This is a genomic window from Pantoea sp. EKM103V (assembly GCF_011800365.1).
GTDB classification, from domain to species: Bacteria; Pseudomonadota; Gammaproteobacteria; order Enterobacterales; family Enterobacteriaceae; genus Pantoea; species Pantoea anthophila.
Window position 1 is genome coordinate 80,304 of sequence record NZ_JAALFQ010000005.1, and the last position, 14,203, is coordinate 94,506.

General features: G+C 58.4%; 14 protein-coding genes. 10 read left to right on the top strand and 4 right to left on the bottom strand.

Annotated elements, in window-relative coordinates:
* Nucleotides 1-5 precede the first annotated feature (5 nt).
* From rnpA to HFD97_RS12705, 5 genes are all read left to right on the top strand, one after another.
* Nucleotides 6-365, top strand: coding sequence for a ribonuclease P protein component (gene rnpA / locus HFD97_RS12685; RefSeq protein ID WP_008926396.1), 360 nt, complete (start codon nt 6-8; stop codon nt 363-365).
* Nucleotides 329-586 (top strand): membrane protein insertion efficiency factor YidD, encoded by a 258-nt coding sequence (gene yidD / locus HFD97_RS12690; RefSeq protein WP_008926397.1) that lies wholly within the window; start codon nt 329-331, stop codon nt 584-586. The genes rnpA and yidD overlap by 37 nt, the downstream gene beginning before the upstream one ends.
* Before the next feature lie 2 nt (nt 587-588).
* A complete protein-coding gene (gene yidC, locus HFD97_RS12695; protein ID WP_009088294.1) occupies nt 589-2,235 on the top strand; it encodes a membrane protein insertase YidC in 1,647 nt (548 codons plus the stop codon).
* A 91-nt stretch (nt 2,236-2,326) separates the two neighbouring features.
* Entirely contained in the window at nt 2,327-3,691 is a 1,365-nt protein-coding gene (mnmE, locus tag HFD97_RS12700) for a tRNA uridine-5-carboxymethylaminomethyl(34) synthesis GTPase MnmE (protein ID WP_009088296.1), read from the top strand.
* Nucleotides 3,692-3,941: 250 nt separating this feature from the next.
* Nucleotides 3,942-4,532, top strand: coding sequence for a malonic semialdehyde reductase (locus HFD97_RS12705; RefSeq protein WP_046100914.1), 591 nt, complete (start codon nt 3,942-3,944; stop codon nt 4,530-4,532).
* A 78-nt stretch (nt 4,533-4,610) separates the two neighbouring features.
* On the opposite strand, the gene HFD97_RS12710 is transcribed toward HFD97_RS12705, so the two are convergent.
* Both HFD97_RS12710 and HFD97_RS12715 read right to left on the bottom strand, forming a co-directional pair.
* Nucleotides 4,611-5,078: a helix-turn-helix domain-containing protein gene (locus tag HFD97_RS12710; protein WP_167432054.1), complete on the bottom strand. Its 468-nt coding sequence runs from the start codon at nt 5,076-5,078 to the stop codon at nt 4,611-4,613.
* A gap of 144 nt (nt 5,079-5,222) precedes the next feature.
* Nucleotides 5,223-5,591 (bottom strand): DUF4440 domain-containing protein, encoded by a 369-nt coding sequence (locus HFD97_RS12715; RefSeq protein WP_140923978.1) that lies wholly within the window; start codon nt 5,589-5,591, stop codon nt 5,223-5,225.
* Nucleotides 5,592-5,791: 200 nt separating this feature from the next.
* Between HFD97_RS12715 and HFD97_RS12720 the strand changes: the two genes are divergently transcribed.
* Nucleotides 5,792-6,541, top strand: coding sequence for a 4'-phosphopantetheinyl transferase superfamily protein (locus HFD97_RS12720; RefSeq protein ID WP_046100915.1), 750 nt, complete (start codon nt 5,792-5,794; stop codon nt 6,539-6,541).
* Between the two features lie 41 nt (nt 6,542-6,582).
* Here HFD97_RS12720 and HFD97_RS12725 read toward each other — a convergent pair whose 3' ends face one another.
* Nucleotides 6,583-7,896: an NCS2 family permease gene (locus HFD97_RS12725; protein ID WP_150029945.1), complete on the bottom strand. Its 1,314-nt coding sequence runs from the start codon at nt 7,894-7,896 to the stop codon at nt 6,583-6,585.
* Nucleotides 7,897-8,048: 152 nt separating this feature from the next.
* On the opposite strand from HFD97_RS12725, the gene yieH reads away from it, so the two are divergent.
* Together yieH and HFD97_RS12735 are read left to right on the top strand one after the other, a co-directional pair.
* Nucleotides 8,049-8,708, top strand: a complete 660-nt coding sequence (gene yieH, locus HFD97_RS12730; protein ID WP_167432053.1) for a 6-phosphogluconate phosphatase — start codon at nt 8,049-8,051, stop codon at nt 8,706-8,708.
* An 8-nt stretch (nt 8,709-8,716) separates the two neighbouring features.
* Nucleotides 8,717-9,649 carry a GlxA family transcriptional regulator gene (locus tag HFD97_RS12735; protein ID WP_046100916.1) on the top strand — a complete coding sequence of 311 codons (933 nt, stop codon included), beginning with the start codon at nt 8,717-8,719 and terminating at the stop codon, nt 9,647-9,649.
* Here HFD97_RS12735 and HFD97_RS12740 read toward each other — a convergent pair.
* Nucleotides 9,634-10,629 (bottom strand): acyltransferase, encoded by a 996-nt coding sequence (locus tag HFD97_RS12740; protein WP_009088311.1) that lies wholly within the window; start codon nt 10,627-10,629, stop codon nt 9,634-9,636. The two genes, HFD97_RS12735 and HFD97_RS12740, sit on opposite strands and share 16 nt — an antisense overlap.
* A 220-nt stretch (nt 10,630-10,849) precedes the next feature.
* Here HFD97_RS12740 and glyQ point away from each other — a divergent pair, with 220 nt between their 5' ends.
* Both glyQ and glyS read left to right on the top strand, forming a co-directional pair.
* A complete protein-coding gene (gene glyQ, locus HFD97_RS12745) occupies nt 10,850-11,761 on the top strand; it encodes a glycine--tRNA ligase subunit alpha (RefSeq protein WP_003849680.1) in 912 nt (303 codons plus the stop codon).
* Nucleotides 11,762-11,770: 9 nt separating this feature from the next.
* Complete coding sequence (gene glyS, locus HFD97_RS12750; RefSeq protein ID WP_009088313.1) at nt 11,771-13,840, top strand: glycine--tRNA ligase subunit beta; 2,070 nt, start codon at nt 11,771-11,773, stop codon at nt 13,838-13,840.
* The last annotated feature ends 363 nt before the right edge of the window (nt 13,841-14,203 follow it).

Sequence of the window (14,203 nt, forward strand, 5' to 3'; positions counted from 1 at the left end):
CCCTCATGGGTAAGCTCGCATTTCCCAGGGAGTTACGCTTGTTAACTCCCACTCATTTCACTTTCGTCTTCCAGCAGCCACAACGGGCTGGCACGCCGCAAATCACTATTCTCGGCCGCCTTAACGCGCTGGGGCATCCCCGCATCGGTCTTACCGTCGCTAAAAAACATGTGAAACGCGCCCACGAACGCAACCGGATCAAGCGATTGACCCGCGAAAGCTTTCGTCTGCGTCAACATGAACTGCCGTCGATGGACTTCGTGGTGGTCGCGAAGAAGGGGGTTGCCGATCTGGATAACCGTATGCTGGCGGAAGCGTTGGAGAAATTATGGCGTCGTCACTGTCGCCTGGCGCGCGGCTCCTGATCGTCCTGATACGCGTCTATCAACGCGGTATCAGTCCATTACTGGGACCACACTGTCGGTTTCACCCGACCTGCTCTCATTACGGAATTGAGGCGTTACGCAGGTTCGGCCTGATAAAAGGCAGTTGGTTGACATTAAAACGCGTATTAAAATGCCACCCCTTGAACCCGGGTGGTGACGATCCTGTGCCGCCAAAAACCTTTGATACCAGAGAACATTAACGATGGATTCGCAACGCAATCTCTTTCTCATCGCTTTTCTGTTCGTGACCTTTATGATCTGGCAAGCCTGGCAGACGGACCACGCTCCGCAGCCACAGCAGACGCAGACCACACAGGGCACCAACAGCGTAGCGGGTGATACCGCCAGTCAGGGTGTACCGGCCAGCGGTCAGGGCCAGACGATCACCGTTAAGACTGATGTCCTGTCATTAAATATCAACACCCGCGGCGGTGATGTAGAGCAGGCACAGCTGCTGACTTTCCCGGACAAACTGGGTTCTGACCAGCCGTTCCAGCTGCTTGAAACGACACCAGCCTTCCTTTATCAGGCGCAGAGTGGTTTAACCGGCCGTAATGGTCCGGATAACCCGAACAACGGTGCGCGTCCGCTGTTCACCACGGCACAGGATCACTTCGAGCTGGCTGATGGCCAGGCTGAACTGCGTGTGCCGATGACCTATACCGCTGAAAATGGGGTGGTTTACACCAAAACCTTCATCTTCAGGCGTGGCGAATATGCCGTTAATGTCGACTATCATGTCAACAACACCACCCAGCAGCCGCTGGAAGTGTCGCTGTTTGGCCAGCTGAAGCAGACTATCGATCTGCCTAAGCATCGTGATACCGGCAGCAACAACTTTGCACTGCACACCTTCCGTGGCGCGGCGTACTCCACCAGCGAGTCGAAATATGAGAAGTACAAATTCGACACCATCGCGGATAACGAGAACCTGAATACCACCACCAGCAATGGCTGGGTGGCGATGCTGCAGCAGTACTTTGCAACCGCATGGGTTCCGCGTACCGAAGGCACCAACACCCTTTACACCAGCAACCTGGGTAACGGCGTGGCGGCGATTGGCTATAAATCTGCACCGGTGACCATCGCGGCAGGCGCACAGCAGAATCTGGGCGCAACCCTGTGGGTCGGCCCGGAAATTCAGGACAAGATGGCTGCTATTGCGCCGCACCTTGATCTGACCGTGGATTACGGCTGGTTGTGGTTTATCTCTCAGCCGCTGTTCAAGCTGCTGAAATTTATCCACAGCTTCATCGGTAACTGGGGCTTCTCCATTATCGTGATCACCTTCATCGTGCGCGGCATCATGTACCCGCTGACCAAAGCGCAGTACACTTCGATGGCGAAGATGCGCATGCTGCAGCCGAAAATTCAGGCGATGCGTGAGCGTCTGGGTGATGACAAGCAGAAGCAGAGCCAGGAAATGATGGCGCTGTATAAAGCAGAGAAAGTGAATCCGCTGGGTGGCTGTCTGCCGCTGGTGATTCAGATGCCTATCTTCCTGGCGCTCTACTACATGCTGTCAGGCTCGGTTGAACTGCGTCATGCGCCATTTATTCTGTGGATTCATGACCTGTCTGCGCAGGACCCGTACTACATCCTGCCGATTCTGATGGGCATCACCATGTTCTTCATTCAGAAGATGTCACCGACCACCGTGACCGATCCGATGCAACAGAAGATCATGACGTACATGCCGGTGATCTTCACCGTCTTCTTCCTGTGGTTCCCGTCAGGTCTGGTGCTGTACTACATCGTCAGCAACCTGGTCACCATTCTCCAGCAGCAGCTGATTTATCGCGGCCTGGAAAAACGTGGTCTGCATAGCCGCGATAAGAAGAAAGCGTAAGCGATCCAGCGCGGGAGCCATCCCGCCCTATATAGTCTATTCTCAGGCGGTCAAAGCGACCGCCTGTGTTTTTTGTAGCGAGAGAAAATTTATGAGCCACAGCGATACCATTGTTGCCCAGGCAACACCGCCCGGACGCGGCGGCGTCGGCATTCTGCGCGTCTCTGGCGCACAGGCGGCAGAGGTCGCCCGCCAGCTGCTGGGCAAACTGCCTAAGCCACGCTACGCCGATTATCTGCCGTTTACCGACAGCGACGGCAGCGTGCTGGATCAGGGTATCGCGCTGTGGTTCCCTGGCCCCCACTCCTTTACCGGCGAAGATGTGCTGGAGCTGCAGGGCCACGGCGGCCCGGTGATTCTCGACCTGCTGCTGAAGCGCATCGTGGCCCTGCCAGGCGTGCGGATTGCTCAGCCGGGTGAGTTTTCCGAACGGGCGTTCCTGAATGACAAGCTCGATCTGGCGCAGGCCGAAGCGATTGCCGACCTGATTGATGCCAGCTCTGAACAGGCCGCTCGTTCAGCCGTTAACTCGCTGCAGGGCGCTTTCTCGGCCCGTATTCATCATCTTGTGGAAGCACTCACGCATCTGCGCATCTACGTCGAAGCGGCTATCGACTTCCCGGATGAGGAGATCGATTTCCTCTCTGACGGCAGAATTGAAGCGCAGCTGAATACGGTGGTCAGTGACCTGGATGCCGTCCGTGCCGAAGCGCGTCAGGGCAGCCTGCTGCGTGAAGGGATGAAGGTGGTGATTGCAGGCCGGCCAAATGCCGGTAAATCGAGCCTGCTGAATGCGCTGGCGGGCCGTGAAGCCGCCATCGTGACCGACATTGCGGGCACCACCCGCGACGTGCTGCGCGAGCATATTCATATTGATGGCATGCCGCTGCACATCATCGACACCGCCGGTCTGCGTGAGGCCAGCGATGAAGTGGAGCGCATCGGGATTGAGCGCGCCTGGCAGGAGATTGAACAGGCGGATCGCGTGCTGTTTATGGTGGACGCCACCACCACCGATGCCACCGAAGCGGCGGCCATCTGGCCCGATTTCGTTTCGCGTCTGCCGCCACAACTGCCGATCACGGTCGTGCGTAATAAAGCGGATGTGACCGGTGAGTCTCCCGGTCTGACGGACGTCAATGGTCACTCACTGATTCGTCTGTCGGCACGCACCAGCGAGGGCGTCGATGCGCTGCGGGATCATCTGAAGCAGAGCATGGGCTTCTCCGGCAATATGGAAGGGGGCTTCCTGGCGCGTCGCCGTCATCTGCAGGCGCTGGAGTTAGCGGCAACCCACCTGCAGCAGGGCAAAGCACAGCTGCTCGGCGCCTGGGCGGGCGAGCTGCTGGCTGAAGAGCTGCGCCTTGCTCAGCAGGCGTTAAGCGAGATTACCGGCGAGTTCACCTCTGACGATCTGCTGGGACGTATTTTCTCCAGCTTCTGTATCGGTAAATAGTCCCTCTGGCCTGGCGGCGTAGGCTGTCAGGCTGGCTTTCCCGCCGTGCGCGTTCCTCCGTTATTCCCCTCTCTGCAGTGATTCTTGCCGATATGTTATTTTGCGGCGGCACGCCATTATCGTATAACGGTAGAGGCGCCGATCTGATGTGCCGCCGTGAGCGATCCCGCTCCCGCCGCATCAGGCCGCAAGCCGACCCTATACGTGAAGCTATTCGGGCGAACCTTTTCGCCTGCTACAGGAGAGTTGCATGAGTACACCGCTCGATAAGACCGCTCTGGACACGCTGTTTAACGACGCCCGCACCCACAGTTACTGGCAGGATAAGCCGGTCGATAATGCCCTGCTGGAACAGCTCTATACCTTGACGGCTCTGGGGCCAACGTCGGCAAACTGCTCGCCTGCGCGTTTTGTTTTTGTGACCTCGGCGGAGGGGAAAGAGAAGCTGAAACCGGCCCTCTCTTCCGGCAATCTGGACAAAACCATGAGCGCACCGGTCACGGTGATTGTGGCGTGGGATCGTGAGTTCTATGAGCAACTGCCCGCCCTGTTCCCGCATGCTGATGCGCGCAGCTGGTTTACCGGCAGTCCGGAAGCGGCAAAAGAGACGGCTTTCCGTAACAGCAGCCTGCAGGCGGGTTATCTGATTCTGGCGGCCCGTTCGCTGGGGCTGGATGCCGGTCCGATGTCCGGTTTTGATCCGGCGAAAGTGAACGACGCCTTCTTCCCGGACGGTCAGTATCAGGTCAACCTGCTGATCAACCTCGGCTACGGTGAGGCATCAAAACTGCATCCGCGCCTGCCGCGTCTGAGCTTTGAGCAGGCGAGCCGTTTCGCCTGATACTACCCGCGTCGCGATCCGCATCGCGACGCGCATGAATCGCACTGCCCATCATCAGAGACTCCCCATGTGAACGCCTCAGCGGCGCAGTATCTTCTGCAGGCGCTTTTGCTGCCAGCGGTCCGCCAGCCCATGAAAAACAAAGATCCGCATCGCGCGGATGAACAGTAAGGCCCCCCAGATAATCGCCACCCAGCGTGCCCAGTGATTGCCAGGCGCCGTCACGTCGTTAAGCGCGAAAAGCAGTGCGCAGACGACCACCGCGGTGATCAGGGAGCGATAAAAGCGTGCTTCCTCCGCGATCCTGCTGCGCGCATCAACGATCCGCTGATCCAGCGCCGGATTCTCGCCATTCTGCGGATCGGTCAGATCACTAACGCTGACCTCAAAGACCGCAGCCAGCGCACTCAGCGTCTCCAGACCCGGCCGCTCGCCATTTTCAATCCGCTGTACAGTACGGGTGCTTAATCCGGCCAGCTCTGCCAGTTGCTCCTGTGACCAGGCGCGGGCCAGGCGCAGTGCTTTAAATCGGTTGATGCTGCTCATTCGCGTTCTCCGTTGAATCGACAGGAAGAAAAGTGTGCGACAGAAAGCCCGGCAGCAACACGATCCGGACCCGACAGCATCATGACACCCGCACGACAGCGGTGTCACCGTGTGTAAAACTCTTTCCGGGAACGGATGATGAGGTCAGGGTTCACGCATCAAATCCGGTTCCGATGCAGGTGTTCCCTGATGAAAAACCATACGCCAGGTTTGCCCCTCACGCACCCAGTGTGAGGCACGCAGTGCGGCCCTTTGACCGTCAGCATCCCAACTCCGGTAGTGCAGTATCAGACTCACCTCGCTTGTTCGCACCAGCTGAAAGCCACTGCTGAGCATGACGGGCTGTGGCTCTTCTTTTATCAGTGCTTCAATGGTTTGCGCCCGGGTGATAAAACTTCCTGAACGGGTTATCTCACAAAATTCAGGATGGAGTATCTGTTCAAGCCATGGCCGCTCGCGGCGCTGAGAACCGTGCAGGCTACGCTCTCGCTTCACCATCTCGTCCAGCAACATAGTTCATCCTCTTCTTACTCCGCATCCAGAGTTCGCAACAGTAATTTCTTTTAACTGTGATAATACTGTCCGCTTTGCCCCCGTGAATCCGTTCGTCCTATTCCGAATTTAGCCCAATCCGTGCGTTGCCGGGTGCATTAGGTTAAGAAAATTCTTACAATGCCTCTGATGATTATCTGACCATTTTCACGGAGCGACAGATGGCTGGTCATTTTGTACGCTGGACGGGTGACCCCGGTTTCCCGGCCAGTGAGATGCACATTCCCCAGGCAATCCGGGACACGGCACAGCAGTTTGCTGACAAACGCCGTGGACGCTTCCTTGCCGCGCGTATCCTGCTGGCACAGCTGATGCAGCGGATTTATGGCATCAATGAGCTGCCGCGCTTAACCATTCAGGATAACGGACGGCCCGCTTTTGCCGACCGCGATCTGCCCGATTTCAGCATCGCCTATGCGGGTAATACCGTAGGGGTGCTGCTGGCCGAAGAGGGCGGACGTGCCGGTCTGGATATGGAGATCGTGCATGCGCGGAGCCGTCAGACGCAGGAGCAGCTGATTCAGGGGCTGACCTCCGGCGAAATCGCCTGGATCAATGCCCAGCAGGATGCGATGGAAGCGGTGACCCAGATCTGGACGCTGCGCCAGAGCATTCTCAAGCTGACGGGAGAGGGCGATCGGGGGCTGGATTCGCTGCGTCTGCTGCCGGGTGCGGGACGGCTGCGGTCGTCGCTCTATCCCGATATTCAGGTGGTCTGCGATGCAGAGCCTGTGCTGGTCTGGTCGTGTGCGCTCTCATCCGCGACCCAGCGGCTCTATCTGTGGGAGATGGATAACGCCTTTCAGTGGCGCGCATTACGGGAAATGGAGATGGGCAAGCCCAATATCGGGCCGCATGCGCTGCGGCTGACCAGCCTGCCCAGCGAGCGCAATCTGCATCCTGAGATGTGACAACGCCGCAACCGGTGGGTTGCGGCGCTCAGTCACTGCGCTCAGTGCGCGTCGATAAAGACAATCTTCAGTACGAACAGCAGGGCAACAATCACCACGCAGGGGCTGATTTCACGCCAGCGCCCGGTGCCCAGCTTCATCACGCAGTACGCGATAAACCCCAGCGCAATGCCTTCGGTGATAGAAAAGCTGAACGGCATCATGGCGGCGGTGACAAATGCCGGAACGGCTTCGGTTAAGTCATCCCAGCGCACGCGCGACAGGCTGGCCGTCATCAGCACACCCACGTAAATCAGCGCGCCCGCCGCGGCGTAGGCCGGCACCATGGCCGCCAGCGGTGACAGGAACGTCACCAGCAGGAACAGCAGGCCGGTGACGACCGCCATCAGGCCGGTACGGCCACCAATCGCCACCCCGGAGGAGCTCTCGATATAGGCGGTCACCGAGGAGGTGCCCGCCAGCGCGCCACTCACTGAACTGATGCTGTCGACATACAGCGCCTGCTGCATGCGCGGGAAGGTGCCGGTTTCATCGGTCAGGCCCGCTTTATCGGTAACGCCAATCAGCGTGCCGGAGGAGTCGAACAGATTGACCAGCATAAAGGAGAAGATCACCCCGGCCATACCGATATTGAATGCGCCTTTGATATCGACCTGACCGACCACCGACGTTACCGACGGTGGCGCGGAGAAGAGGCCGACAAACTTCACATCGCCCAGCATCCAGCCGATAGCCGTGGTGATCACCATGGAGATCAGCACCGCCGCGTGGATATTACGCGACGCCAGAATGGCGATAATAAAGAAGCCCAGCGCGCCCAGCAGCACGCTGTGCGAGGTCAGGTTGCCTACGGCCACTAGGGTATCGGGGTTAGCCACAATAATGCCCGCATTTTTCAGCCCCATCATGGCGACAAACAGGCCGATACCGGCGGTAATGCCGACGCGCAGGCTGAGCGGGATATTGGCAATCATCCAGTAGCGGACCCGCAGCAGCGTCAGGATCAGCAGGCCGACCGCACCCCAGAAAATGGCGCCCATGCCGACCTGCCAGGAATACCCCATCGCCCCGACCACCACAAAAGCGAAAAAGGCGTTCAGTCCCATAGCGGGTGCCAGCGCTACCGGCAGATTGGCAAACAGGCCCATCAGAATGCTGCCGAAGGCGGCAATCAGACAGGTGGTGACAAACACCGCCTGCGTATCCATGCCCGCGACGCCCAGGATCTGCGGATTGACGAAGACGATATAGACCATCGTCAGAAAGGTGGTGATACCCGCGATCACTTCGGTACGCACCGTGGTGCCATGTTCCTGCAGCCTGAAAATGCGCTGCAAAACGCCTTGCTTGCTCATGCCATCCATCCAGAAGAAAAAATCATCGGCGCGTATCCTGGCGATTTTACCGGGGCAATACAATGATTTTTCGCAACCGATTGCCAGTCTCGCAATCTGTACGGAGTGCGGTAAAGTGAGGAACCCACACCTGAATCGAAGGATAGAATCTGATGTCAGTAGAATGCGTCTTTTTTGATTGCGATGGCACGCTGGTGGACAGTGAACTGCTCTGCACCCAGGCCTACGTGAATACCTTTGCCCGCTATAGCCTGACGCTGTCGCTGCAGGAGATGTTTGAAAAGTATAAGGGCGTCAAACTTTACGACATCATTCGTGATGTGGGTGAGGCGCATCAGGTGTCGCTGCCGATGGAGGAGGTCGAAACCGCCTACCGCGCGGAAGTGGCGCGACTGTTCGACCAGCAGCTGCAGCCGATCGCCGGTGCGAAAGCGCTGGTGGAGCAGATCAGGGTGCCGATGTGCGTGGTCTCAAACGGAACGGTAAAGAAGATGCAGCACTCGCTGGGATTAACCGGCATGCTGCCGCTGTTTGCTGAGCACCTCTACAGTGGCTATGACATTCTGCACTGGAAGCCCGATCCGGAACTGATGTACCACGCGGCGGAGCAGATGCAGGTGCCGATTGAGCGCTGCATTCTGGTGGATGACTCCGAAGCGGGCGCCCGCGCCGGGATCGCCGCCGGGATTCCGGTCTACTACTACTGCGCAGACGCGCATAACCCGGAACTGGATCATCCGCTGGTGACGCGCTTCGATGACATGGCGCAGCTGCCTGCGCTGTGGCGCGCCCGTGGCTGGGATCTGGTGTAGCGCGGCCTATGAGTCACACCGTCTGGTTTTTAACCCTGCCTGGCGTCATGGTGCTGGATCTGACCGGTCCGGCCGAGACGCTGAAACTGGCGGGCGATCATTTTACGCTGCGCTACATTGGCCCGCAGCCGGAGGTCGTCTGCTCCACCGGCATGACCATTGGCGGCATCGAACCGCTGCCGGAACAGCTTCCCGCCGACAGTCTGCTGGTGGTGCCGGGCGTCTATGACTCCCGGCACTGCTTCGCCACGCCGCAGGCCGCCGAGGCGCGCCAGTGGCTGATCCGCCAGCAGGCTGCGCTGCGCGCACAGACCTGTATGCTGGTCTGCGTCTGCTCAGGTGCCCTGCTGGCCGCGCAGGCGGGGCTGCTGGATGAGGTTGAATGCACGACGCATCATGATGTGATTGCCCGTCTGAAAGCGGCCGCCCCGCGCGCACGGGTCAAAGAGAACCGTGTCTTTGTCGGGCACGGGAACATCTGGACCAGCGCGGGCATCACGGCGGGTATCGACCTGGCGCTGCATCTGATTAATCAGCTCTGCGACACGCCCACGGCGCTGGCGGTGGCGCGCGAAATGGTGGTCTGGTTTCGGCGCGCCGGTGATGATCCGCAGCTCTCGCCGTGGCTGCGTTACCGCAACCATCTCCATCCCGCCATTCACCGGGCGCAGGATCTGATGATTGCCCATCCTGAGCATGGCTGGACGCTGACCGAACTGGCCGGACGCACGCACGTCAGCAGTCGCCATCTGGCGCGGCTCTTTCGTCAGCATCTGGGGATCAGCGTGCGTGAGTACCACGAACAGCTGCGGGTGGGCGTGGCGCGTCAGCGGCAACAGCAGGGAGAGTCCGCCGAGAAAGCGGCGCTGGCAGCAGGATTTTCATCGGCGCGCCAGCTACGACGCGCCCGTCAGCGCGAAGCCGATCAGCTGACAAAGTGACGGGTGTCGACGCGTTTCAGTGCCATGCCCAGCAGCAGGCTGCCGCCCAGCGTCAGCCCGAACACCCAGGGCAGGTCGAGCCACGGGCGTGACATGTCATCGTAGTGATGCGTGCGCAGATAGTGGATAAACAGCGCGTGAAAGCCGTAGATCGGCAGTGAATAGCGCGCAATCAGCGAAAAACCGGGCAGGGTGCGCTGGTTGAGACAGTTTTTAAACACCACCAGCAGGCTGATCGCGGCGATAAACACCAGCGGTCCGCAGTAGAGATACCAGGTATCGTTAAACGCGCCATTAACGATCAGCGCCTTTTTGGTGCCGAGGGTAATGCCCGCCACACAGGCGATAAACAGCCCGGCGGCGAGCGGTGTCAGGCCGCGCCGGGTGGTCTCCATCGAACCGATAGCCCGCCCCAGCAGCGCATAGAGCAGATAGTAGATACTGTCGCCACTGACATAGAGATTCACCGGCAGAAAATGAAAGGGGCCCAGCGACTGGCTGACCGTATTCGGGTTGGCCAGCACCGCCAGAACCAGCACCAGCAGCGCCACATAGCGCGCCTGCACCGTTTTCACCTGAATCAGCGGCGACAGCAGATAGATACCGATCAGCGCAAAGAAGAACCAGAGGTGATAAAACACCGGCTTCTGCAGCATCTTCAGGATCGATCGCCCTTCGCTGATGGGGGTCAGCCAGGTGATATAGGCGAGTGACACGGCGCTGTAGAACAGCAGGCAGAGAACCAGCCGGAGCATATGGCGCGGCTGGGCGCTGCGCTCACCGAAAAAGAGGTAGCCGGAGATCATAAAGAAGAGCGGAACGCAGACGCGTGAGGCCGAGTTCAGCAGATTAGCGGCATCCCAGGCGACCCCCTTTACCGCCATCGGCCCGGTGATGTACCAGGTGGTGGTGTGAATGACGATCACCATCAGGCAGGCAACCGCGCGTAAATTATCGATCCAGTAAATCTTCTGCGGCATAGCGTCCTCTTGCGCATAGCGTCCGTGCGGGAAAGGGTAGCCAAATGCGACCAGTGCAACAACTGCCGCCAGCAGGATTCAGACCCCTCTGTACACCAGCGTGCTGAATCCCCCTTAAACGGGCCGCTATCGTCCGGGATTTACGGCTGCACATCGCGCGGTCAAAGGGTATACTGTCGGCCTCTTTTTTTAATCCAACCGAAGCGCGTGCACACTTAACATGCAAAAGTTTGATACCAAGACCTTTCAGGGGCTGATCCTGACCTTGCAGGATTACTGGGCGCGTCAGGGCTGCACCATTGTTCAACCGCTGGACATGGAAGTGGGCGCTGGCACTTCACACCCGATGACCTGCCTGCGCGCACTGGGCCCGGAGCCGATTGCCGCCGCCTACGTGCAGCCATCACGCCGTCCTACCGATGGCCGCTACGGTGAAAACCCGAACCGTTTACAGCACTACTACCAGTTCCAGGTAATCATCAAACCTTCACCGGATAACATTCAGGAGCTCTACCTTGGCTCACTGAAAGAGCTGGGTATGGACCCGACGGTGCATGATATTCGCTTCGTCGAAGATAACTGGGAAAACCCGACGCTGGGTGCCTGGGGACTTGGCTGGGAAGTGTGGCTCAACGGCATGGAAGTGACGCAGTTCACCTATTTCCAGCAGGTTGGCGGCCTGGAGTGTAAGCCGGTGACCGGCGAGATCACCTACGGCCTGGAACGTCTGGCGATGTATATCCAGGGCGTCGACAGCGTTTACGATCTGGTGTGGAGCGACGGTCCGCTGGGCAAAACCACCTACGGCGACGTGTTCCATCAGAACGAAGTGGAGCAATCCACCTATAACTTCGAATACGCCGACGTCGACTTCCTCTTTACCTGCTTTGAGCAGTATGAGAAAGAGGCGCAGCATCTGCTGGCGCTGGAAAAACCGCTGCCACTGCCCGCCTACGAACGCATTCTGAAAGCGGCGCACAGCTTTAACCTGCTGGATGCCCGCAAAGCGATTTCGGTCACGGAGCGTCAGCGCTATATCCTGCGCATCCGTACTCTGACCAAAGCCGTGGCTGAAGCTTACTACGCCTCTCGCGAGGCGATGGGCTTCCCGATGTGCAATAACAAAAAGTAAGAGGCAGCCATGACTGAACAAACCTTCTTGGTGGAGATCGGCACCGAAGAGCTGCCACCAAAAGCCCTGCGCAGCCTGGCGGAAGCCTTTGCTGCGCAGGTTACCGCGGAACTGGATGCCGCGAACCTGAGCCACGGCGAGGTCAGCTGGTTTGCTGCACCGCGTCGCCTGGCGCTGAAAGTGGCGAACCTGAGCGCCGCACAACCCGATCGGGAAGTGGAGAAGCGCGGACCGGCCGTCGCTGCGGCGTTTGACGCGGACGGCAACGCCACCAAAGCGGCCGAAGGCTGGGCGCGCGGCAACGGCATCACCGTCGACCAGGCCGAGCGTCTCGCTACTGATAAAGGCGAATGGCTGGTTTATCGCGCCCAGGTGAAAGGCGAAGCGGCTCAGACGCTGCTGCCAGCAATGATTGCTAACGCGCTCGGCAAACTGCCGGTGCCAAAACTGATGCGCTGGGGCGACAGCGATGTGCAGTTTGTCCGTCCGGTACACACCGTGACGATGCTGCTGGGCGATGAGCTGATCCCTGGCACCATTCTGGGCATTGAGTCAGGACGTCACATTCGCGGCCACCGCTTCATGGGCGAAAACGACATCATCCTTGAGAGCGCCGATCAGTATCCTGACGCGCTGGAAAAGCGTGGCAAAGTGATCGCCGATTATCAGACCCGTAAGGCGATGATCAAAGCGGATGCTGAAGCGGCCGCGCGCCGTTTAGGCGGCAATGCCGATATCAGCGACAGCCTGCTGGAAGAGGTCACGTCGCTGGTGGAGTGGCCAGTGGTGCTGACTGCCACCTTTGAAGAGAAATTCCTCAAGGTGCCCGCCGAAGCGCTGGTTTACACCATGAAGGGCGATCAGAAATATTTCCCGGTGTATGACAACGACGGTAATCTGCTGCCGAACTTCATTTTCGTCACTAACATCGAATCCAGCGATCCGCGCCAGATTATCGCGGGCAACGAAAAAGTGGTGCGTCCACGCCTGGCCGATGCGGAGTTCTTCTTTAATACCGACCGTAAAAAGCGTCTGGAAGATCACCTGCCGCGTCTGGAAACCGTGCTGTTCCAGAAAGAGCTGGGCACGCTGCGCGATAAAACCGATCGCATTCAGGCGCTGGCGGGCTGGATCGCTGGCCAGATCGGCGCCGATGTGAACCACGCCACCCGTGCCGGCCTGCTGTCGAAGTGTGACCTGATGACCAACATGGTCTTTGAGTTCACCGACACCCAGGGCGTGATGGGCATGCACTACGCGCGTCACGACGGCGAAGCCGAAGATGTGGCGGTCGCGCTGAATGAGCAGTATCAGCCGCGCTTTGCCGGTGACGATCTGCCGTCCAGCCCGGTCGCCTGTGCGCTGGCGATTGCCGATAAGATGGATACTTTGGCCGGTATTTTCGGCATTGGTCAGCATCCGAAAGGCGACAAAGATCCGTTCGCGCTGCGTCGTGCGGCGCTGGGCGTGCTGCGTATCATCGTTGAGAAGAACCTGCCGCTGGATCTGCAGACCCTGACGGAAGAAGCGGTGCGTCTGTATGGCAGCAAGCTGAGCAACGCCCGCGTGGTGGATGATGTGATCGACTTTATGCTGGGTCGCTTCCGCGCCTGGTATCAGGAAGAGGGTCACAGCATCGATACGCTGCAGGCGGTACTGGCGCGTCGTCCGACCCGTCCGGCTGACTTTGATGCACGTATGAAAGCCGTATCGCACTTCCGTACGCTGGAGGCGGCGTCAGCACTGGCAGCGGCAAACAAACGCGTCTCAAATATTCTGGCAAAAGCGACTGAACCGCTGAATGAGAGCGTGCAGGCGTCGCTGCTGAAAGAGAATGAAGAGATCCAGCTGGCGACTTTTGTCACCGCGCTGAGCAGCAAGCTGCAACCTTACTTCGCGGAAGGCCGTTATCAGGATGCGCTGGTCGAACTGGCACAGCTGCGTACCGCGGTCGATAACTTCTTCGATAAAGTGATGGTGAACGCCGACGATCAGGCGGTGCGAATCAATCGCCTGACGCTGCTGTCAAAACTGCGCGAGCTGTTCCTGCAGGTGGCGGATATCTCGCTGCTGCAGTAATCCTCTCTGCGTGAGGCAAAAAGGGACGAGCAATCGTCCCTTTTTTATTTTTTTCTGGTCTGCATCCTGAATCCGGCGGTCAGCGTGACCGTTTCAGCGGCCGCTTTTTTAATGTTCAAATGAGTACAAAACGTGCTTAAAACAACCGGAAAATGTCATCCGGGTGCAGGTAAAACCCGCCATTATCTGGCTTTGTATTTTTCTTTTTATTATTAAATATCAATAATCTGATTTGATTCTCCTCTCCGATTCAACCGTCTCTTCTTTCCGTCAATCCGCAGCTTAAGAAACCGCCTGAAAAAAAGTCCGCCCTCTTGTTTTTGCTCTTTTCAGAGTGATAATTCGCCAGAGGTTACACCTCGT

Excerpts from the sequence above, each read along its gene's own strand:
- yieH (WP_167432053.1), top strand. The coding sequence starts at position 8,049 with ATGTCAGTAGAATGCGTCTTTTTTGATTGCGATGGCACGCTGGTGGAC.
- HFD97_RS12710 (WP_167432054.1), bottom strand. The coding sequence starts at position 5,078 with ATGAGCAGCATCAACCGATTTAAAGCACTGCGCCTGGCCCGCGCCTGG.
- HFD97_RS12720 (WP_046100915.1), top strand. The coding sequence starts at position 5,792 with ATGGCTGGTCATTTTGTACGCTGGACGGGTGACCCCGGTTTCCCGGCC.
- glyS (WP_009088313.1), top strand. The coding sequence starts at position 11,771 with ATGACTGAACAAACCTTCTTGGTGGAGATCGGCACCGAAGAGCTGCCA.
- mnmE (WP_009088296.1), top strand. The coding sequence starts at position 2,327 with ATGAGCCACAGCGATACCATTGTTGCCCAGGCAACACCGCCCGGACGC.
- HFD97_RS12735 (WP_046100916.1), top strand. The coding sequence starts at position 8,717 with ATGAGTCACACCGTCTGGTTTTTAACCCTGCCTGGCGTCATGGTGCTG.
- yidD (WP_008926397.1), top strand. The coding sequence starts at position 329 with ATGGCGTCGTCACTGTCGCCTGGCGCGCGGCTCCTGATCGTCCTGATA.
- HFD97_RS12705 (WP_046100914.1), top strand. The coding sequence starts at position 3,942 with ATGAGTACACCGCTCGATAAGACCGCTCTGGACACGCTGTTTAACGAC.
- HFD97_RS12715 (WP_140923978.1), bottom strand. The coding sequence starts at position 5,591 with ATGTTGCTGGACGAGATGGTGAAGCGAGAGCGTAGCCTGCACGGTTCT.
- HFD97_RS12725 (WP_150029945.1), bottom strand. The coding sequence starts at position 7,896 with ATGAGCAAGCAAGGCGTTTTGCAGCGCATTTTCAGGCTGCAGGAACAT.
- yidC (WP_009088294.1), top strand. The coding sequence starts at position 589 with ATGGATTCGCAACGCAATCTCTTTCTCATCGCTTTTCTGTTCGTGACC.
- glyQ (WP_003849680.1), top strand. The coding sequence starts at position 10,850 with ATGCAAAAGTTTGATACCAAGACCTTTCAGGGGCTGATCCTGACCTTG.
- rnpA (WP_008926396.1), top strand. The coding sequence starts at position 6 with ATGGGTAAGCTCGCATTTCCCAGGGAGTTACGCTTGTTAACTCCCACT.
- HFD97_RS12740 (WP_009088311.1), bottom strand. The coding sequence starts at position 10,629 with ATGCCGCAGAAGATTTACTGGATCGATAATTTACGCGCGGTTGCCTGC.